The organism is Marinomonas sp. A3A (assembly GCF_018336955.1).
Classification (GTDB): Bacteria; Pseudomonadota; Gammaproteobacteria; order Pseudomonadales; family Marinomonadaceae; genus Marinomonas; species Marinomonas lutimaris.
On the sequence record NZ_CP025532.1, the window covers coordinates 424,765 to 444,025 of the forward strand.

18 protein-coding genes are annotated in these 19,261 nt (G+C 44.1%); 12 read left to right on the plus strand and 6 right to left on the minus strand.

Going from position 1 to position 19,261, the window contains the following annotated elements; all coding sequences use genetic code 11:
* Positions 1-129: 129 nt before the first annotated feature.
* Positions 130-1,224 (minus strand): GGDEF domain-containing protein, encoded by a 1,095-nt coding sequence (locus tag CYL31_RS01870; protein ID WP_249411662.1) that lies wholly within the window; start codon positions 1,222-1,224, stop codon positions 130-132.
* 246 nt (positions 1,225-1,470) lie between these two features.
* Here CYL31_RS01870 and CYL31_RS01875 point away from each other — a divergent pair, with 246 nt between their 5' ends.
* The 3 genes from CYL31_RS01875 to CYL31_RS01885 all read left to right on the plus strand — a co-directional run bounded on the left by CYL31_RS01875 (position 1,471) and on the right by CYL31_RS01885 (position 3,756).
* Complete coding sequence (locus tag CYL31_RS01875) at positions 1,471-2,433, plus strand: homoserine kinase (RefSeq protein ID WP_212917309.1); 963 nt, start codon at positions 1,471-1,473, stop codon at positions 2,431-2,433.
* Between the two features lie 25 nt (positions 2,434-2,458).
* Positions 2,459-3,025 (plus strand): DUF1007 family protein, encoded by a 567-nt coding sequence (locus tag CYL31_RS01880; protein ID WP_249411663.1) that lies wholly within the window; start codon positions 2,459-2,461, stop codon positions 3,023-3,025.
* Positions 3,026-3,120: 95 nt separating this feature from the next.
* Complete coding sequence (locus CYL31_RS01885) at positions 3,121-3,756, plus strand: LysE family translocator (RefSeq protein WP_212917310.1); 636 nt, start codon at positions 3,121-3,123, stop codon at positions 3,754-3,756.
* A 23-nt stretch (positions 3,757-3,779) separates the two neighbouring features.
* Here CYL31_RS01885 and CYL31_RS01890 read toward each other — a convergent pair whose 3' ends face one another.
* Complete coding sequence (locus CYL31_RS01890) at positions 3,780-4,334, minus strand: TetR/AcrR family transcriptional regulator (protein ID WP_212917311.1); 555 nt, start codon at positions 4,332-4,334, stop codon at positions 3,780-3,782.
* 245 nt (positions 4,335-4,579) lie between these two features.
* On the opposite strand from CYL31_RS01890, the gene CYL31_RS01895 reads away from it, so the two are divergent.
* From CYL31_RS01895 to znuB, 7 genes are all read left to right on the plus strand, one after another.
* Positions 4,580-5,722 (plus strand): efflux RND transporter periplasmic adaptor subunit, encoded by a 1,143-nt coding sequence (locus CYL31_RS01895; protein ID WP_212917312.1) that lies wholly within the window; start codon positions 4,580-4,582, stop codon positions 5,720-5,722.
* Positions 5,723-5,773: 51 nt separating this feature from the next.
* Positions 5,774-8,881, plus strand: a complete 3,108-nt coding sequence (locus tag CYL31_RS01900; RefSeq protein ID WP_212917313.1) for a multidrug efflux RND transporter permease subunit — start codon at positions 5,774-5,776, stop codon at positions 8,879-8,881.
* A 342-nt stretch (positions 8,882-9,223) separates the two neighbouring features.
* A complete protein-coding gene (locus CYL31_RS01905; protein WP_212917314.1) occupies positions 9,224-9,844 on the plus strand; it encodes a MarC family protein in 621 nt (206 codons plus the stop codon).
* 114 nt (positions 9,845-9,958) lie between these two features.
* Positions 9,959-10,897, plus strand: a complete 939-nt coding sequence (locus CYL31_RS01910; RefSeq protein ID WP_212917315.1) for a nickel/cobalt transporter — start codon at positions 9,959-9,961, stop codon at positions 10,895-10,897.
* Positions 10,897-11,397 carry a Fur family transcriptional regulator gene (locus tag CYL31_RS01915; protein WP_212917316.1) on the plus strand — a complete coding sequence of 167 codons (501 nt, stop codon included), beginning with the start codon at positions 10,897-10,899 and terminating at the stop codon, positions 11,395-11,397. The genes CYL31_RS01910 and CYL31_RS01915 overlap by 1 nt, the downstream gene beginning before the upstream one ends.
* Positions 11,394-12,182 carry a zinc ABC transporter ATP-binding protein ZnuC gene (gene znuC, locus CYL31_RS01920; RefSeq protein ID WP_212917317.1) on the plus strand — a complete coding sequence of 263 codons (789 nt, stop codon included), beginning with the start codon at positions 11,394-11,396 and terminating at the stop codon, positions 12,180-12,182. Before CYL31_RS01915 ends, znuC begins: the two co-directional genes overlap by 4 nt.
* A 38-nt stretch (positions 12,183-12,220) precedes the next feature.
* Positions 12,221-13,012 (plus strand): zinc ABC transporter permease subunit ZnuB, encoded by a 792-nt coding sequence (znuB, locus tag CYL31_RS01925; RefSeq protein ID WP_212917318.1) that lies wholly within the window; start codon positions 12,221-12,223, stop codon positions 13,010-13,012.
* A 27-nt stretch (positions 13,013-13,039) separates the two neighbouring features.
* Here the strand turns inward: znuB and CYL31_RS01930 are convergent, their stop codons facing one another.
* From CYL31_RS01930 to CYL31_RS01940, 3 genes are all read right to left on the minus strand, one after another.
* The gene (locus CYL31_RS01930) at positions 13,040-13,231 is read right to left on the minus strand and encodes a zf-HC2 domain-containing protein (protein ID WP_212917319.1); all 192 of its coding nucleotides are present in this window, start codon (positions 13,229-13,231) and stop codon (positions 13,040-13,042) included.
* Entirely contained in the window at positions 13,232-13,861 is a 630-nt protein-coding gene (locus CYL31_RS01935; protein WP_212917320.1) for an RNA polymerase factor sigma-70, read from the minus strand.
* A gap of 80 nt (positions 13,862-13,941) precedes the next feature.
* A complete protein-coding gene (locus CYL31_RS01940) occupies positions 13,942-14,487 on the minus strand; it encodes a gamma carbonic anhydrase family protein (protein WP_212917321.1) in 546 nt (181 codons plus the stop codon).
* A 169-nt stretch (positions 14,488-14,656) separates the two neighbouring features.
* Between CYL31_RS01940 and prlC the strand changes: the two genes are divergently transcribed.
* Complete coding sequence (prlC, locus tag CYL31_RS01945) at positions 14,657-16,687, plus strand: oligopeptidase A (RefSeq protein WP_212917322.1); 2,031 nt, start codon at positions 14,657-14,659, stop codon at positions 16,685-16,687.
* 104 nt (positions 16,688-16,791) lie between these two features.
* The gene (locus CYL31_RS01950) at positions 16,792-17,052 is read left to right on the plus strand and encodes a YheV family putative zinc ribbon protein (RefSeq protein ID WP_212917323.1); all 261 of its coding nucleotides are present in this window, start codon (positions 16,792-16,794) and stop codon (positions 17,050-17,052) included.
* Between the two features lie 85 nt (positions 17,053-17,137).
* Here the strand turns inward: CYL31_RS01950 and CYL31_RS01955 are convergent, their stop codons facing one another.
* Positions 17,138-19,063 carry an alpha-amylase family protein gene (locus tag CYL31_RS01955; protein ID WP_212917324.1) on the minus strand — a complete coding sequence of 642 codons (1,926 nt, stop codon included), beginning with the start codon at positions 19,061-19,063 and terminating at the stop codon, positions 17,138-17,140.
* Between the last annotated feature and the right edge of the window lie 198 nt (positions 19,064-19,261).

Below are 19,261 nucleotides of genomic sequence, written 5' to 3' on the forward strand. Positions count from 1 at the left end.
GTTGTTGAATCCGTAGCCAAAATAGAACCTCTTTGTGAATCGGCAAATATGAGGTCTATTCTATGTGTTTGAGCGTGTTTTTACAGCCAAAATGCCTGATAAGTTTTGAAAGCTTAATGTGAGAGGGGTTTAACTGGCTCGTGAATAGGGTTGTTTTAGGCTTTCACTGTATATAATCGATTGATTGCGGCCATTGTTTTTTGCGATATAAAGCGCTTTGTCAGCTTGGTCGATGAGTTCTAAAAAACTGTCGTGAGGTGCAATCTTCGACACACCTACGCTAACGGTGACTTTTCCGACAGATTTGTAAGGCAAGGACCCTAGTGTGTGCTGAAACATAGAGCCAATAAAAGGCAATGTATTCGCTTTTGGATTGACCAATATGACGGCAAATTCTTCTCCTCCCCAGCGCGCAATAGTGTGTTTTTCGAAATAAATAGAACGGAGACGAGAGGCGACTTCGACCAAAACTCGGTCGCCAATCGAGTGACCGTGGCGATCATTGATGTTTTTAAAGTGATCTACGTCGATAAGCAAAATGGCGATTTGATCATCAGATTTGAGTTGCCCTAGCCAAAGGGTTAATCCTCTACGGTTATAAATATCAGTTAAATAATCTCGGCCCGCTTCTAATTCGAAACGGCGCAAGTCGTCAGTGACCTTGTTGATGTGTCGACGAATGCTTTTTTGATAAGGAAACACAATGTAGAGCAATAAGCTTGCAGGACCAAATGTCCCGATAAGTTCATAGCCGCGAGGTGTTTGTAACTCCTCAGGATGGTTGAGTAGATAGTAGATAATAGGCAGAGCAATCGATGCCCACATTAGAACCATGTAACGTTTATATTTCTTTGGCAGCATAATAACACTAAGCGTGATAATCGCCATAATGAGCCCAGTAATCGGGGGGTATTCATCAATAAAGCGCCATTCGTTCCCCCATGCCATCCATACATAATAAATAGTGGTTGGTGAAAAGGTCAGAATGAAAAAGATGATAAAAAAAACAATGATTTTATTCATCACTGTATGGGGGTTGTAGTGATAGTAGATCAGTACAGTAAGCAGAACTATAGCGTCGATGCTTGGAATGATGGAGTCTATGATGTGCGCAGTAGGGTAGATGTTAAAAAAAACAGCGAAGGCTACACTTGTGAAGAACGAAGCAATGAGTAGCCGATAAACGGCCGATACAGTGATTTTTTTTTCATCGTCATGGATCATTATAGAGTGCTTTCGGTTGAGTCTGTTTTTTAATCATAGATGCATTGTTATCAACTTGCTGTTGTTCCTTGGTTAATATATGTCTCTTTAATTAACTGGGTTGTAACAGGTAAATGAATTGCTCGACAAAATGCGAACAGAAAAAGACCTATTTACGCTAGTTAGAATTGACCTTTTGGGGTTAATTGTAGAGCATAGGCAATTATTTTTTATTCCATCTCTTTATAGACAACAATAGGTAGAAACTTGGCTGTTTACACTTCCCTTTCGGACTCTGACATGCGCGCCTTAGTGGCCGATTATTATTTAGGTGAACTGGTTTCGTTCCAAGGCATTTCCGGAGGGGTAGAAAACACCAACTACTTTCTGACGACAACTACTGGAAAGTATGTGGTGACCTTGTTTGAAGAGTTTGATTTAGACGAAGTACCGTACTTTTTAGACGTTGTAGCCCATTTAAAACACAAAGGTTTTAATGTTCCAGCTGCTTTGATTGACATTCATGGTGAGCGACTACGTGAAGTAAATGGCCGACCCACTATTATTGTCGACTGCTTCCCAGGTGGGGAGCTAAAAGGCACAGATGAAACTTCTTGCCGATTAATGGGCGAAGCCTTAGCTAAGTTACATATTGCTGGTGAAGATTTCCCCGTACATCGTGATAGCCACCGTGGTGTTGCTTGGTGGCACAAAACCAGTCAAGCCATTGCTGGTGAATTAGAGCCAGAACAAGCGCAATTATTGTTGTCACAGATTGCTGAATTTGATGACTTCATTGCACAATATCCAGACCTGCCCAAGACCACGATTCACGGGGATTTGTTCTACAACAACACCTTGTTTGAAGGCAATAAGCTGTCTGCCATTATCGATTTCTACAACGCTTGTCATTCTTGGGTTATGTACGATTTGGCAATAGTGGTGAATGATTGGTGTTCAGATATGAAGACAGGCGAATTGGATAAAGCCAAATATAAGGCGTTGATAAAAGCCTATTTGCATGAGCGTGAAGCCAGCCCAGAAGAAGTGCTGGCTTGGCCTTATATGCTAAAAATCGCTGCTTTACGTTTTTGGTTGTCTCGCTTGGAAGCATGGCATGGTGCGAAGCATGATCCAGAGCGTTTGGCGCAACAGCATGACCCGTTAGAGTTTCAGCGTATTTTGGAAGCAAGAGTGCACTTCACACCGAGCCTAGTTGAATTTCAATAAAGCACGGTTTTTAAAAGGTCACAGTATGATGCGTTTTCTGTTGTGTTTATGCGTTACCGCTCTGTTTGCTGGGTCGGCCATGGCGCATCCTCATGTTTGGGTGGATTCTCAGTATCGAGTCAAGGTAGACCAAGCGAGTATTAACACGCTTGAAGCGACGTGGAGCTTGGATCTTTTTACATCCACCAGTTTGATTGCCGAATACGATGTGGACGGCGACGGAGAGTTAAAAGGTCAAGAAAAGCTCGACATGATCGAGGTGTTAAAGAGTTTTGATAAGTACGGTTTTTTTATCAAAATGAAGCAAGATGGTGTTGATTTAGTGCCACAAGGCGTACGTATTATCGATGTTCGCATTCGCGATCAGATGTTGTGGATTCGCTTGGGTATCGATTTACCCACTCCGGTAAATCTTGAAACATCGACCTTGAGTTTGGCCTTTGGTGATGACGAACTGTATTTTGCCATGGAACCTTTAGAAGAAGGCTTGGTAAGTTTGTCAGGCGCGTTATCTGAAATTTGTACGCCAATTGAACGTGAAGCAACGGAAACCTCGGTTGCGGTTTGGGTGGATGTGACTTGCAAACCCTAAGTTGAGACTTTTACTCGACTACTGCGCTTGCCAATACTTTGTTAAAAATAGACTTAAAATGCTCACTTATAACCTATAAATAAAGGCTGAAGTACATGTTAGAACATTTCCAATGGTTGCCTTTTTTAGCTGCCATCACTGTGCTTACGATGAGTCCAGGTGTGGATACTATTTTGGTTATGCGTAACGCGGCGTCTGGTGGCTGGCGTTTGGGCTTTTTGACCAGCTTAGGTATTTGCATGGGATTGTTCGCTCATGCGACGGTGTCGGCGTTAGGTTTGTCGGTGATTTTGCTTGGTTCTGCTGGTTTGTTCACTGCGTTTAAGCTGGTAGGTGCTGCTTATCTAGTGTACTTAGGTGTGCAAGCCATTCGCAGTGCGATGAATCCTGTTGGTATGACGTTTAAAGAGGCTAAAAATCCTAAAGCATTGACGGCGTGGGGCAGTTTTCGCCAAGGCGTTTTGTCTAACGTACTGAATCCAAAGCCAATTATCTTCTATATGGCGTTTCTGCCGCAGTTTATTGATCCTAGCCATTCAGCATTGGCTCAATCACTTTTTATGGCCTCATTGCATTTTATCATAGCGATGCTGTGGCAAACGTTTCTTGCGCTTATGGTTCATAAGGCGCGAGTTTGGTTGGCTCGACCAAAAGTGGCGTTCATTTTAGATGGCTTAACTGGCATCTTGCTGTTGGGCTTTGGCGTGAAACTCGCTCTTAGCCAACGTTAACTATCTATTGTTACACTTCGATTTTAGGCTGTGCTTGAAGGTACACTGACGCCTTCTAAGAGTACTAGCTCTATAATTGTTAGTACTCTTGTTCTGGGTACTCGTCCTAATCGTTCTGCTTCTATCATAGTAAATAATAAACCATGGAAGCACTCGGTAATGGCAGCGGCACTAATGTCTACTCGAAAGTGGCCGCTTTGCTGCCCTTTTAAGAAAAATGCATCGAGTTTTTCTTGTGCCTGTATGCACTTACTGTTTTCTATTTGTTCAGGCTGCCAATGCTGGATGGTAAAGAGGGTTAACTCTTTATTTTTATAGCAATTTTCTAGTAGTTTACGAACCCCTTCTCGTGGCTCTGCTGTTTCTAGGTTTGCTTCTTGGATGGCCTGCGCATATGCATTTACGCTGCTGTTTTGTAATCTATCAAGCAAACTTTCTCTAGTAGGGCAGAAACGATATAAGGTCGCTTTACTGACCCCTACAGCACAGGCGAGTTCTTGCAATGACGCTCGTGGGTGCTCAACTAATGCAAGTGCTAGAGCGTTCTGAAATGCATTGTTTGTTTCGTGTTCTGTCATATCAATATCCAGTTTGTCTTTAAATGACCATATTTCAGGTTTATCAGTGGTTATGTTCAGAATCCCGCTTTTTATGCAAGGGATTTTACGCGGAATATCTAGTATGTGAACTCTTATATTAGGGTAAAAAGCAGAAAAAAAGTGAATTTAAAACAGATCATATGAATCACTATAGATTCATATGATCTGTTTTAATACTATTTGAGGATGTTTTATCTCTGGCAAAAAATTTAAGGTATGAACTAATGATGCGAATTCTAAAAAATGGGCGAGCGTTGCTACCAGTATTAGCAGTGTTAATTGTTGTGTCTGGCTGCACCCAAAGTGAGCCAGAGGCTCAAGCCAGTCCTCCTCCAAGTGCACGACCAGCCACAGTAAGCACTGTGCAACCTGTTGAGTATGAAGAAAATGCTATTTTGCCCGGACGAGTTGAACCTATTCGTGAGGCAGAGGTACGAGCTCGTGTACCAGGCATTGTTTTGCATAGAACCTTTGTTGAGGGTTCTGATGTTAAAGCGGGAGATGTGTTGTTTGAAATCGATCCGGCGTCATTAAAAATTGCTCTTGCTCGTTCTAAGGGCGATTTAGCAATGGCGGAAGCGACTTTGTTTGATGCAAAAGCATTGGTTGATCGTTACGCGCCTCTTGTGAAATCTCAAGCGGTCAGCAAGCAAATTTTTGATGCAGCACAAGCTGCATATTTGAGTGCAAAAGCTTCGGTGGCTTCAGCGAAAGCCGATGTGGCGAATGCTGAGCTTAACCTTGAATACGCAACGGTGAGAGCGCCGATTTCTGGTCGCATCGGCCGCGCGAATGTAAGTGAAGGTATGTTGGTAGGGCAGAGTGATACCACTCTGTTAGCCACCATTCAGCAGCTTGATCCTGTTTATATCGATTTCACTCAATCCGTTACTGATACGCTGAAATATCGTCAATCTGTAGAAGAAAGTGCGTCTGCCAATAGTGCTAAATTGATGGCTAAATTAGATGGCTACGGTAAGGCTTTTGAAGGAAAGTTGTTATTTTCTGACAGTCAGGTTGATGAAAAAACGGGTAATGTTGTACTACGTGGCCTGTTTTCAAATGCCGATAAAGTGTTACTCCCAGGCATGTATGTTCGTGTTGAAGCCGTGCAGTCCCATTCTGCTCAAGCTATCTTGATCCCTCAACGCGCTGTTATGCGTGGTAATAATGGTGCGTTTGTTTATATCGTCAATGATCAAAACACAGTGGAGTCTCGTTCAGTTGTGACAGGCTCAATGTCGAAAGATTTATGGCGTATTACGGAAGGATTAAATGCTGGTGATAAAGTGATTATTGATAATGCAGGTATGTATCAAGCGGGAGAGAAGGTAACGGCTTCCGCTAAAGTAGCCTCTAATACTTAGTTCATTGCTCATTTTACCTTAACTATTAAGACGTTTTTAGAGGCTTAATACATGTCTAATTTCTTTATTGCACGACCCAATTTCGCTTGGGTAATGGCTATCTTTATTTTGCTGGCGGGGCTTCTTGCTTTACCAACTTTGCCTGTGTCGCAATTTCCGGTGGTTGCTCCACCTCAGGTTGAAATCACAGCGACGTATCCAGGTGCATCTGCACAAGTTTTAGTAGACTCGGTAACCAGTGTTATCGAAGAAGAATTAAATGGTGCGAAAGGTTTGCTCTATTTTGATTCCTCTAGTAACGCAAATGGTATTGCACAAATAACGGCGTCTTTTGAGCCAGGCACTGATCCTGATTTGGCTCAGGTTGATATACAAAACCGCCTCAAAAAAGCAGAAGCGCGTTTACCAAGTAGTGTTATTACTCAGGGTGTGCAAGTTGACCAAGCCAGTTCTGGCTTTTTGATGATTTATGCTTTGACTTTTAAAGGTGATGATTCGTCCAAAAGTATTGTGACTTTGGCAGATTATGCCGCACGAAATATCAACAATAATATTCGTCGTGTCGAGGGTGTGGGTAAACTGCAATATTTTGGTACTGAAGCCTCTATGCGTGTTTGGGTATCACCTGAAAAACTGTTGAGTTACGGTTTATCAATTAGTGATGTTAATAACGCGATTAGAAACCAAAATGCCCAGGTTCCTGCTGGTAGTTTTGGTGGTAGACCAGCGGATGACACGCAAGAGCTAACGGCTAGTATAGTAGTGAAAGGCTTTTTGGAGGACCCTGAAGAGTTTGGCAATATTGTGCTTCAGAGTAATCCTGATGGTTCTGCTGTGTATTTGAAAGACGTTGCTCGTGTTGAGTTGGGTAAGCAGGACTATAATTTTGAAACCCGCCTTAATGGACGAAAGGCTATCATGGGTGCGGTTCAGTTATCACCGGGTGCAAACGCTATTGAAACAGTGAAGGCAGTAAAAGCCCGTGCAGCTGAATTAGAAGCGAACTTCCCAGATGATATTCAAATTAGTTTCCCTTATGACACGTCTAAATTCGTTAGTGCAGCAATTGAAAAAGTAATTAGCACCTTGGTTGAGGCTATTATCTTAGTTTTCCTTGTAATGCTGCTGTTCTTGCAGAATTTACGTTATACCTTAATTCCTACTATCGTTGTTCCTGTTTGTATTTTGGGAACCTTTGCTGTGATGTCTTTGATGGGCTTCTCGGTGAACATGATGACCATGTTCGGCATGGTGTTAGCCATCGGTATTTTGGTGGATGATGCCATCGTGGTGGTTGAGAACGTCGAACGTATTATGGTGGAAGAAGGACTTTCTCCAAAAGAGGCAACGATCAAAGCCATGGGCCAAGTGTCTGGTGCCATTGTCGGTATCACCTTGGTGCTATCGGCGGTATTTGTGCCGCTTGCCTTTATGAGCGGATCCGTAGGTATTATTTATCAGCAGTTCTCTATGTCGCTTGCTGTTTCTATCATGTTGTCCGGTATCTTGGCGTTAACTTTTACGCCTGCTTTGTGTGCAACATTGTTGAAACCAATCAACAAAGAAGAGCATCATGAGAAGGGTGGCTTTTTTGGTTGGTTTAACCGCAAGTTTGCAGGTTTAACTCGTCGCTACTCTACATTAAATGGCAAGCTAGTGAATCGTTCTGGACGTTTCATGTTGGTTTATCTGGTGCTTATTATTGGTCTTGGTTATGCCTATGTGCGTTTGCCAGAATCTTTTGTACCAACGGAAGACCAAGGTTACATGATCGTCGATTTGCAGCTTCCAGCAGGGGCAACGTTCTCTCGAACTGACGATACAATGAAAGACGTAGAGCAGTTCTTAGGGCAGCGCGATGCAGTCGAGAATGTGGTTGCTGTAATGGGCTTTAGTTTCTCTGGAATGGGGTCTAATGCCGGTTTGCTATTTCCGACCTTTACTGATTGGTCTGAACGAGAAGAATCTTTGTTCGATGAAATTGGGGCTTATGGCCAGTTCGCAGGCAGCATTTCCGATGGTCGTTCTATGGCAGTGCCACCGCCACCGATCGAAGGTATGGGTAACTCAGGTGGTTTTTCATTGCGGCTGCAAGACCGAAGTAATCTGGGTCGAGAAGCGCTTACCAATGCTCGTAATGTTGTTCTAGGTCAAGCGAATGCGTCTCCAATTATTGCTTATGCCATGATGGAAGGCTTAGAAGATGCTCCGCAGCTTAGAATTGATATAGACCGTAAAAAAGCGACAGCGCTTGGTGTGGGTTTTGAATCCATCAATAACGCGGTTTCTACGGCCTATGGCTCAGCAACGGTGAATGACTTTACCAATGCTGGTCGTTTACAACGCGTTGTTGTTCAGGCCGATGTCGAAGATCGTATGACACCAGAGCGTGTTCTAGAGCTACAAGTATTGAATGACGAAGGCAATCTTGTTCCTATGCGTTCTTTTGCGAATAGTTCATGGGAAATAGGGCCGGTTCAGGTATCTCGTTACAATGGTTATCCAGCCTTCAAAATTTCAGGTAGCCCAGCACCTGGATATAGTTCTGGTGAAGCGATGGCTGAGATTGAGCGCATTATTAGTACCTTACCAAAAGGTATTGGCTATGAGTGGACAGGCTTGTCTTATCAGGAAAAAGCAGCGGGTTCACAAGCTCCAATGCTACTAACCATTTCTATTTTGGTGGTTTTCTTGTTGTTGGTTGCCTTGTACGAAAGTTGGTCTATCCCGATGTCAGTTATTCTGATTATTCCTATTGGTGCATTGGGAGCGGTTCTTGCTGTATTCCTGACTGGTATGTCAAATGATGTGTACTTTAAAGTGGGTCTGATTACGATTATTGGTTTGTCGGCGAAGAATGCGATATTGATTGTTGAGTTTGCCAAAGACCTTTATCAACAAGGCTATTCGTTAAAAGATGCCGCAATTCAAGCCGCTAAGTTGCGCTTTAGACCAATCATTATGACGTCGATGGCCTTTATTTTAGGGGTTGTGCCGTTAACATTAGCTTCCGGAGCGGGGGCTGCTAGTCAGCACTCTTTGGGTGTGAGCGTTATCGGTGGCATGATCTCTGCCACACTGTTAGGCGTATTGTTTGTGCCAGTATTCTTTACTTGGGTGCTTGGACGTTTCAAAACGCCAAATAAAACAGACCAATAAGATATCCTAAATCTTTGTTCGAAAAGCCGACTTTATGTCGGCTTTTCTTGTTATGAAATGTGATTTACTCCTCATTATTTATGATTCTTTGCTAGAATATCTTCGTCTGAGTTCTTCTGGTTCACTTGTGTTCTTTTAGAAAGACGGTCCTTAAATAGAGACTGTTTTCAGATAAATATTTGCTGCGCCACAAGCTCGGTAAATTGGGTGAGTCCTAGCAATATAAGATAGGGCTTTAGATAATAAGAGATCTTTGATCTGTCTTGACTTTGCTCGTGACACTATCCAAAGGCCTCAATAAGCATGCGGTTTTGCTGTCTGCTTTTCTGGTGATTCTTCTAAATGAGTTTATTGATTTCAACTTGGATTAAGTTCTTTTTTCTTTTTGCACCGTTTTTTGTATTGTCTATGTTTCTTGCGTTAACTCGCGGAGAATCTTCGGCATCGCGTCGAAAAGTGGCGAATAAAGCGATTATTGCCTCTGTGGTGATTTCAATTGTGTTGTTGTTTTTTGGCGGCAGTTTGTTTGCTGTATTAGGCATCACTCTGGATTCTTTCCGTATTGGCTCTGGTATCTTGCTGTTTATGTCTGCCTTGAGTTTGGTACGTGATGGTACGCGTAATCATGCGGTTGGCATGCCAAGCGAAGAACGTGATGATGTGTCTGTTGTACCATTAGCGGTCCCGACAATTATTGGACCTGCGACCATTGGTACCATTCTGGTTTACGGCGCTGAATTGCAAGGCTGGGATTTGTTCATCGGCTTGTGTGGTTTGTTGTTGGCGTTGGGTACTCTGGCGATTATTTTGTATTCCGGTTCTTTGATTGAAAAAATGCTTGGTCGAACAGGCTTAAACGTTTTGTCTAAGATTACCGGTTTGATTTTGGCGGCTATGGCTGCGCAGATATTTATGAGTGGTGTCATGGGCTTTTTACAGCCAGTGACTTCAGCCGCTAGCTAAGTGGTTATGAATTAAACTTTGTACAAAATGCGGCGTTTCTTGGCTTTGGCTTCTCCTTGGGTTTTACTTGTTATATCATAACAAAATTCTATCCAATCTCGGTGAGAGCCAATTATGGCAAAGAACGTCGTTTTTTTATTGTTATCTTTTTTATGTCTTAGCTCGCCTCTTTATGCTGCGATGGACTTTGCGGTTTATCAAGATTTTATTCAGTGGATTATTTCTCAACAAGCCACTTTTCATCGTGAATTAGTGTCTTTAGTTCGCTCTATCAGCAAGGGCGGCAGTCCGGTTTTATTGTGGGGGTTAATCTCTACAAGCTTCTTCTATGGCGTTTTTCACGCGGCAGGTCCTGGTCATGGCAAGGCGGTTATTTCTGCTTATATGCTGGCGAGCAAAGCACCGTTGCGTCGTGGTATTAGCCTAGCGTTTTTGTGTGCGGGTGTTCAGGCGGTGATGGCTGTATTGGTTATTGTGGTACTTAGCCAAGTATTTTCTTTGGCGGGAAAGGCCATGCAAATCAGTCGTTTCTTTGAGGTGGCGAGCTTTGCAGCGGTTGGCTTTATTGGAGTGTGGATTCTGGTGCGCTTATTACGCGGCCAGTCTGGTTGTGGACATGATCACTCGCAAGATCACCTAGAGGGGCACCATAACCATTCTCATGAAGGCCATTCTCATGATCATACTTGCTGTGCACACCATGAAGACGAAGCAAAAACCGCCCGTCGCAGTATTTGGGCTATGGTGGCGGCGGTAGGGATTCGTCCTTGCACTGGAGCTATTTTGGTTTTGTTGTTTTCTTTGAGCACGGGCATTTTTGTTTGGGGCTTGGTGGCGACTTTTGCCATGGCGTTAGGCACAGCAATTACTGTCGCTGCTTTGGCGGGTGTCAGTGTTTTTGTTCGTGATACCGGTTTTGCGTTAAGTAGTGAGCACCGTGTTTGGCGACAGCGAGTGTCGCGCACCTTTGGTTTTCTTGCCGCTTTCGCGTTGATTATCATCAGTACTTCAATGATTTGGAGCTACTTAAGCAATGCCGGGAGGGCTTTCTAATGAAACATGAAAATTCACATGAGCACGTCCATCATAATCACAATCACTGTATCGAAAGCGCGTTAAGCACAGCGGAAGCATTGTGCGTCCAACAAGGCCAGCGATTAACGAAAGTACGTCGCCGCGCATTAGAATTGATCTGGGAAAGTCATCGTCCACTTGGTGCTTATCAGCTATTGGCGAAGTTAGCCGAAGAAGGTTTTAATTCGGCGCCACCAACGGTTTATCGAGCATTGGATTTTCTATTAGGCGCAGGACTTATTCACAAAGTGGAATCGATGAATGCCTACCTTGGTTGTGCCCATGCAGACAAAGCTCACAAAGGCTACTTCTTGATTTGCGACGAATGCCACAATGTCATGGAGTTTGATTACCAAGATATTCATGCTGCGCTAATCGAAAAAGCCGCACATCAAGGTTTTGAATTACGCGCTGAAACCATTGAATTAACGGGTTTGTGCGCGAAATGTAAGGAAAAATCAGTAGGAGCAAGCGCGTGAGCAAACGATTGGTCGCTTTTGACAAAATTGGTATCTCGTTTGATGGCCGAGTCTTGCTCGAAAACATAGATATGACCATCAGTGAAGGCGAGATTGTTACCTTGATTGGCCCAAATGGTAGCGGTAAAAGTACGCTGATTCGTACCTTACTCGGTCTACAAGAGGCCACATCAGGTGAAGTGGTAAGACACAAAACCTTGCGAATCGGATATATGCCGCAAAAGTTGCATATCGATCCGACCTTGCCATTAACGGTAAAGCATTTTTTAGCTTTGGTACGGGGTGTTGATAAACAGCAAATTTTGCCTACCTTGGAAAAATTGGGCATTGGTCATTTGCTTCAGTCTCAGGTTCATGTGTTGTCAGGTGGCGAAACGCAGCGCGTATTATTGGCTCGCGCTTTGTTGAACCGACCGAATTTATTGGTACTTGATGAACCAGTGCAAGGCGTGGATGTGAATGGGCAAGTGGAACTTTATAATCTGATTGAAGGCATTCGTAATGAGCTAAATTGCGGTGTGCTGATGGTTTCCCATGATTTACATTTGGTGATGGCGAAAACCGATACCGTGGTGTGTATCAATCAGCATGTGTGCTGTTCGGGTAGCCCACAACACGTGACTGGTCACCCAGCTTATCAAGCTTTGTTTGGTGTGCCAGGGGCAGACGAATCCATCGCAATTTATGCCCATCAGCATGATCATGTGCATGATGAACACGGCAGTATTTTGTCAGACGGTGGTGATGCTCATAGCCACGATCATTCTCAGTGTAATCATCACTAATCACACCTAAGTTAGCAGATTTTGGAGTTCGTAATAGCATGTTAGATCTTTTGCTCAGAGCCTTGTTAGGTGGATTGGGTGTTGCTGCAGTAGCAGGGCCGTTAGGCGCGTTTGTTGTTTGGCGACGCATGGCCTATTTCGGTGATACCTTGGCGCATTCGGCCTTGTTGGGTGTGGCGTTAGGTTTTTTATTAGACATCAATTTGAATCTTGCCATTATCGTTTTGTGTGTTGGTTTGGCCTTGGTGTTGGTGACTTTGCAGAAGAAACACATTATTGCGACGGACACCTTGTTAGGGATTCTAGCGCATTCGGCATTGTCACTTGGTTTGGTTGCAGTAAGTTTTCTCGACAATATCCGCATCGATTTGATGGCCTATTTGTTTGGTGATTTGCTGGCGATTAACCAAGCCGATGTTTACTGGATTTACGGTGGTGGTTTGGCGGTTATCACGTTATTGGTGACATTTTGGAAGCCGCTACTAGCTGTAACCGTTAATGAAGAATTGGCAAAAGTAGAAGGTTATCCGGTAGAAGCGATTCGTCTATTGCTGATGTTGCTGGTGGCTTTGGTGATTGCCGTGGCAATGAAAATCGTCGGCGTGTTGCTGATTACCTCTTTGATGATCATTCCCGCAGCAACCGCACGGAAATTGTCGAAGACGCCGGTACAGATGGCGTCGTTCGCTAGTTTGATTGGTTGTCTGTCTGTGTGTGGCGGCTTGTGGGCATCTTATCGCTGGGATACACCAACTGGGCCAAGTGTCGTTGTCTGTGCCGCTTTGTTGTTCCTAGTGGCTTATACTCTGCCGTTTAAACGTTTGCGTTAGCTTATTCGGTATTTTTATAGGGCAGAGTTATTTCTCGTCTGCTTCTTTTGTTTTGGTATAAGACCTTGATAATCCGCGAATAGTCTCCATTTGTTTGCCAAACTGGCGACAAGGAGTGCAAATTGCAGTGTGCATGGCCAAGTTTATCTTTTCTTTGGCGGATAAAGGGCGATCCAGTTTCTCCGAGAGCATCTGAGTCGCTTGTTTGCATTTAATCATTTACGATGTCTCCTTCTGAAACCAGTGATCTTCTAGACATTCCCTTAAGCGCAGCCGAGCACGATACAAGGTGACATTTAGGCTGCTTATCGACACATCTTCGTTATGACAAATTTCAGGCGTATCCATTTCGAGAAATTCGCGCATCATAAATAGTCGACCATATTTGGCTGGTAACGCATCCAAACACGCATCAAAAATACGCCAGAAGTGTTCATTTTCAACGCCATGTTCTGGCTGATCCCATTTTTTTGGGCGCTCGTCTTTTTGCCAGTGACCATTTTCTTCGAATAAATGCTCTATTAACGCTTCACCACTTAGGTTTGGCCCATCTTCGAGCTGACTGGCCGCCGTATGGCGTTTTTCCTTGCGTAGTAAGTCGATTATTTTGTTCTTTAAGATAGAAAACACCCAAGTCTTAAACGCTGCTTGTCGCGCAAAACGATCAATATTTTGATACGCAGAGAACATAGCTTCTTGTACTGCGTCTTCGGCTAATTGATTGTCTCGTACTTGAAGCTTGGCAAACTTCAGCATCTGCGTGCGTAACTCTTCAATAAAAACAGCATCCTGAAAGATGTTAACGGCTGCTGAAGAGTCCATCTCAACAGAGAGGTTCGCATTAGTCATTTAAGCCTCGAGTTGTTTGTCTGATTGTTAGACGAGGTTAGTTGGGATTTTATTACCACTCAACCGTGATGTTGATTTATCTATTTGCTCGCTTCAGCTTCAGCTAAGTACTCATCTTTCAATTTGACGTAATTAAGTCCGGCATACTGAAAGTATTCAATCTCTTTGTCGTTAAGTGGGCGGATTTGTTTCACGGGAGAACCCATGTACATAAAGCCCGTTTCTAAACGCTTGCCAGGTGGTACCAAAGAGCCTGCGCCTATGATGACTTCGTCTTCAATTACTGCGCCATCAAGAATGGTGGTGCCCATGCCAACTAGCACTCTGCTGCCAATGGTACAGCCGTGTAGCATCGCCATGTGACCCACAGTGACATCGTCACCAATAGTCAGAGGATGACCTTCTGGCTTATAGTCGCTGGCGTGAGTAATGTGCAAGCAGGAATTGTCTTGGACGCTGGTGCGAGCACCAATACGAATGCGGTGCATGTCGCCACGGATTGCAACCAAAGGCCAAACCGAGCTGTCTTCGCCAATAGTGACATCACCAATAATGACGGCACTATCGTCGACCCAAACACGGTCGCCTAATTGCGGTGTTTTACCGCGGAAAGATTTCATCACCATAAATCCTCTCTTAAAGGGGGTCTTGTTAATAGAAAGTGTTATTAAATGAAGGAACTATTAACACAATAGGCTTTTATACATTGAAAAAGTGTTAAGACAACCTATCTTAGTAAGCATAGTATTGATCAATGCAATACAGCGTTCAATTAATATAAAAGGATATCATGATATGTCACAGTCTGTATGGGACGCGACCAGCTTACCGAATTTTACCGACGTCGATGTTGCGAACATCGAAGCGGACCTAGAAAAACTACTAAAGCACAACCAAGCAGCCATCGATGCCTGTGTGAGTGAAAATACCAATCCAACATGGCAAAGCCTTGTTTTACCTCTGGATCAACTGCACGACGATTTAAACAATTTTTGGTCGCCAATTAGCCATTTGAACTCAGTGAAAAACACGCCTGAGCTGCGCGCGGCTTACAATGCATGCTTACCAAAGTTGACGCAGTTTTATACGGATCTTGGGCAAAACAAAGCCTTATATCAAGCGTACAAAAACCTTGCTGAAAGTGAGGTTTCAAAAGAGCTGAATCAAGCACAAACTGAAGCCTTAACCCAAACTATCCGTGACTTCGAATTGTCAGGTGTTGGCCTAGAGGGTGAAGCGAAAAAACGCTATGGCGAGATCAGCCAGCGTTTGTCTGAATTGGGTAGTCAGTTTGGTGAAAACGTGTTGGACGCGACACAAGCGTGGAGCAAATTAATCACCGACGAAAGTGAATTGTCTGGTCTACCTGAATCGGCCCTAGCACAAGCAAAACAAATGGCCGAAGCGAAAGAAAAAGACGGCTGGTTGTTCACCTTAGACTTCCCATCGTACATGCCTGTAATGAGTTACGCTGACAACGCCGCTTTGCGCGAAGAAATGTATCGTGCCTTTGCGACTCGTGCGTCAGACCAAGGTGGCGACATCAAATTTAATAACGCGCCTTTGATCGACGAGATTTTGGCACTGCGTCATGAGATGGCTCATATTCTTGGTTTTGATAACTACGCTGAATTGTCGGTTGCCACTAAGATGGCTGACAACGGGCAGCAGGTTATCGATTTCTTAGATGATTTAGCGAAAAAGTCAAAAAGCTCAGCAGAACAAGATCTTGCGCAGCTAACAGCGTTTGCGAAAGATGAAAATGGCATAGAGAAATTGAACGCTTGGGACATGACTTACTACGCGGAAAAACTACGCCAGCATAAGTTTAGTATTTCTCAAGAAGAGTTGCGTCCTTACTTCCCAATGAACAAGGTTTTGTCTGGATTGTTTCACGTGGCACAAACTTTATTCGGTGTGGATATTCGCGAAGAAAAAGAATTTGATAGCTATAACAAGGACTTGCAGTTATTCACCATCAGTAAGGATGGCGAAGACGTGTCTCGTTTCTATTTAGATCCATATGCGCGTGAAGCAAAACGCGGTGGTGCGTGGATGGATTCTTGCCGTACACGTCGTCGTTTAAGCGATAACCGCTTGCAGCTACCGATTGCCTATCTTGTGTGTAACTTCACCCCACCAATTGGCGCTAAGCCAGCGTTATTGACTCACGATGAAGTCACCACCTTGTTCCATGAATTTGGTCATGGCTTGCACCACATGTTGACTCAAGTGGATGTGTCTTCTGTATCGGGCATCAATGGTGTGGCATGGGATGCCGTCGAGTTGCCAAGTCAATTTATGGAAAACTGGTGTTACGAGCCAGAAGCTCTGGCTCACATTGCGGGTCATTACGAAACAGGCGAACCGCTGCCACAAGACTTGTTAGACAAGATGCTGGCAGCGAAGAACTTCCAATCGGGTATGCAGATGATGCGCCAGCTGGAGTTTTCTTTGTTTGATTTCCGTTTGCACATGGAATATCAAAAAGACATTTCAGTTCAATCCGTTATCAACGACGTACGCAGCAAAGTCGCAGTTACTACGCCTCCTGAATTTAATCGTTTCCAAAATAGCTTCTCGCATATTTTTGCTGGTGGTTACGCGGCGGGTTATTACAGTTACAAATGGGCGGAAGTCTTGTCAGCAGATGCTTTCTCGAAATTCGAAGAAGACGGCATCTTCAATAAAGATACCGGCGCGCGCTTCCGTGATACCATATTGGCAAATGGCGGCTCTCGTCCTGCAGCAGAATTATTTGCTGAGTTCCGTGGTCGTGAGCCAAGCACCGATGCTTTGTTGAGACACAGCGGCATCGCAGCTTAAGTTTTTGTACCGCAAGGAAGCAGCGCCTCGTCTGATAAAAATCAGACAAGGCGCTGCTTTTTTATGACGTCGAATTAGGGCGTTACTTTTTTGAAGGTAGGGTTATGACAGTAAAACGTTTTATCGCAGGGGCGGTGTGCCCTCGTTGTAGTGAGATGGATAAGATTCGTGCATGGCGCGACGATGATGTTGAAAAGCAATATCGTGAGTGCATTTCCTGTGGTTACACGGATGAGCAATCTACGGTAATACAGGCACAGCCAACCGAGATTCCAACGCGAGTGAATAAGCCCCACACGAGTTCGCCAGAAGCGGAAGAAGTGGTGATTAACTTTATACCGAATCCAGGTTCGACCAAGCACTAACCCTTACCGAGCAAAGAGCACGGAGCAATTAAAAAGCGGATTGATATCTCTATCAATCCGCTTTTTTGTATCCGCTGGAAAGCGCTTAGTTATTAATCAGCCAAAGAATATCTAATGGTTCAATAAGGCTTAATGATGGCAAATCAATCAATTCCTTGTTGAGCAAGTTGATTGCTGTGTCTTGGCCGATTAGTTCGCTTAGTGATTGACCAAGCGGCAGATGTTTAAGTGCTATTAGGTGTTCGCTCATGTTGGCGATGACTAATAGTGTTTTGTCGTCCATTTGCCGTCTAAAGGCGAATAAGTGTTCGCTGCCGAGGGAAACCAGTTCAAATTCCTGCGCTGCGAAAAGTGGATTGGCTTTGCGGATTTGAATCATCTCTCGGATCAGCTGAGCGATTTTGCCTTGTGGTGTACTCTTATCTTCCGCCAGCGCGAAATCGGCTTTGGTGAGCTTCTTACGATGCACCCAACGGCTATCATCCACCTTAGTCTGATCGTTTAAGTAGTCGTTGCTGTTGAGTACACCAAGGTCGTCGCCTTGATACAATAATGGAATGCCAGGCATGGCGAAGTTGATGCCGTTAAGGACTCGGATACGCTTAATGGCGTGATCAAGCAACATCGGATCGTCTGCAGCGATGGCGTTTTCTACACCTGCCAGAGACGCTAAGGTACCGCACACTCGGCAATCGCCATTCACTGGGTTTTCTTGAAAGGGGACGCCCGCGGCAAAAGAACCTTCGAATTGACCCGTATAGAATTGATTCAAGAAGCGACGATGGCCGATACCATCAATGCCAAGACGATCAGAAATGGCGTCATCCCATAACCAGCCAATATCGTCATGACAGCGGATATAGTTGATCCAAGTGGTATGCTCTGGAATGGTGAAACTGCGTTCAAGGGATTGGTATAACAAGCTGGTTTGGCGTGTCGCTAAACTTTCCCATAACAAGGCCATCATTAGTGGGTTGTAAGACAGGGTGCACTCATCGGCGCCAATGTATTTATTTACTTCATCAGGGTGAACTATGGCTTCAGATTTAAACACCACTTGCGGTGCGGCAATGTCCAAGCAGGCTTTGAAAGCTTTGATCAGATTATGAGCCTTAGGTAAGTTCTCGCATACTGTGCCTTTTTCTTTCCAGACAAATGCTAAGGCATCGAGTCGTAAAACATCACAGCCGTTTAAAATTAGATGTAACATTTCTTCTACCACAGCGACAAAAACTGCCGGATTGGAATAGTTTAAATCCCATTGGAATGAGTTAAAAGTCGTCCAGACGTGGCGGTCTAATTCGGGCAAATAGGTAAAACTACCACGACGAATTTGTGGAAAAATTTCGCGTACGGTTTGGTTGTATTCAATAGCGTCTTGTTCGCCCATGAAGTAATAATATTCTTGATACTCTTTATCGCCAGATTTAGCGGCTTCGGCCCAACGGTGTTCGTCTGATGTGTGATTAAAGACAAAATCCAACACCATGCGGATGCCTTTTTTATGTAGCGCGGAAGCAAGGTCTTTTAGGTCTTTGTTGGTGCCCAAATTTGGTGACACGGTACGGTAATCTGAAATCGCATAACCGCCATCACTGTTGCCTTCTGGCGCTAAGTAAAGCGGCATTAGATGAACATAGTTAATCCCTAAGGATTCAAAATACGGAATTTTGTCGATAAGAGAACTGAGATCGTCCGCCAGCAAATCCACATAGATAGCAATGCCGACGTTTTGATTGGATTCGAACCAGAACTCTGATTTGTCTTTGATTTGGGCTGGGCGTTTTTTCTTATGAAAATCGATAAAGGATTGCAGTAACACCTTAAGATGATAATGCAGATCAAAGCACTGTCCATAAAGCGGAAAAAGCTGCTCGAAAAGTGGCGCAAAGCCGCTCTCTAAGCGCTTAACGAAGATGGCCTTTTGTTGGGAGGTTAGATGGCTAAAATCTAATTCGGCTAACAAACGTTGTTGTGTTTTTTGTGCTTCAAAAGCGAAATTCATGACCATGTTTTTGCCTTGTAAGACGTGCTCGTGAAAAACGACGAGTTTGAATGATTGTTACCTAGTCTGGAACTTTAGGTTAAAAGTTTGGTTGGAGAGTTCGCTTTAACAACAAGATCTGCGCACTTCGTTTTCCATGGGGAAAACGTAGCCTAAGGGGTATGGCGGGTCAATATGGTGACTTTCTAAATACTGACTTAATTT

Coding starts and splice junctions, on each gene's coding strand:
- CYL31_RS01910 (WP_212917315.1), top strand. CDS start 9,959: ATGGCAAAGAACGTCGTTTTTTTATTGTTATCTTTTTTATGTCTTAGC.
- CYL31_RS01900 (WP_212917313.1), top strand. CDS start 5,774: ATGTCTAATTTCTTTATTGCACGACCCAATTTCGCTTGGGTAATGGCT.
- CYL31_RS01935 (WP_212917320.1), bottom strand. CDS start 13,861: ATGACTAATGCGAACCTCTCTGTTGAGATGGACTCTTCAGCAGCCGTT.
- CYL31_RS01955 (WP_212917324.1), bottom strand. CDS start 19,063: ATGGTCATGAATTTCGCTTTTGAAGCACAAAAAACACAACAACGTTTG.
- CYL31_RS01930 (WP_212917319.1), bottom strand. CDS start 13,231: ATGATTAAATGCAAACAAGCGACTCAGATGCTCTCGGAGAAACTGGAT.
- CYL31_RS01880 (WP_249411663.1), top strand. CDS start 2,459: ATGATGCGTTTTCTGTTGTGTTTATGCGTTACCGCTCTGTTTGCTGGG.
- CYL31_RS01950 (WP_212917323.1), top strand. CDS start 16,792: ATGACAGTAAAACGTTTTATCGCAGGGGCGGTGTGCCCTCGTTGTAGT.
- znuB (WP_212917318.1), top strand. CDS start 12,221: ATGTTAGATCTTTTGCTCAGAGCCTTGTTAGGTGGATTGGGTGTTGCT.
- CYL31_RS01915 (WP_212917316.1), top strand. CDS start 10,897: ATGAAACATGAAAATTCACATGAGCACGTCCATCATAATCACAATCAC.
- CYL31_RS01890 (WP_212917311.1), bottom strand. CDS start 4,334: ATGACAGAACACGAAACAAACAATGCATTTCAGAACGCTCTAGCACTT.
- CYL31_RS01905 (WP_212917314.1), top strand. CDS start 9,224: ATGAGTTTATTGATTTCAACTTGGATTAAGTTCTTTTTTCTTTTTGCA.
- CYL31_RS01940 (WP_212917321.1), bottom strand. CDS start 14,487: ATGGTGATGAAATCTTTCCGCGGTAAAACACCGCAATTAGGCGACCGT.
- CYL31_RS01870 (WP_249411662.1), bottom strand. CDS start 1,224: ATGATCCATGACGATGAAAAAAAAATCACTGTATCGGCCGTTTATCGG.
- prlC (WP_212917322.1), top strand. CDS start 14,657: ATGTCACAGTCTGTATGGGACGCGACCAGCTTACCGAATTTTACCGAC.
- CYL31_RS01895 (WP_212917312.1), top strand. CDS start 4,580: ATGATGCGAATTCTAAAAAATGGGCGAGCGTTGCTACCAGTATTAGCA.
- CYL31_RS01885 (WP_212917310.1), top strand. CDS start 3,121: ATGTTAGAACATTTCCAATGGTTGCCTTTTTTAGCTGCCATCACTGTG.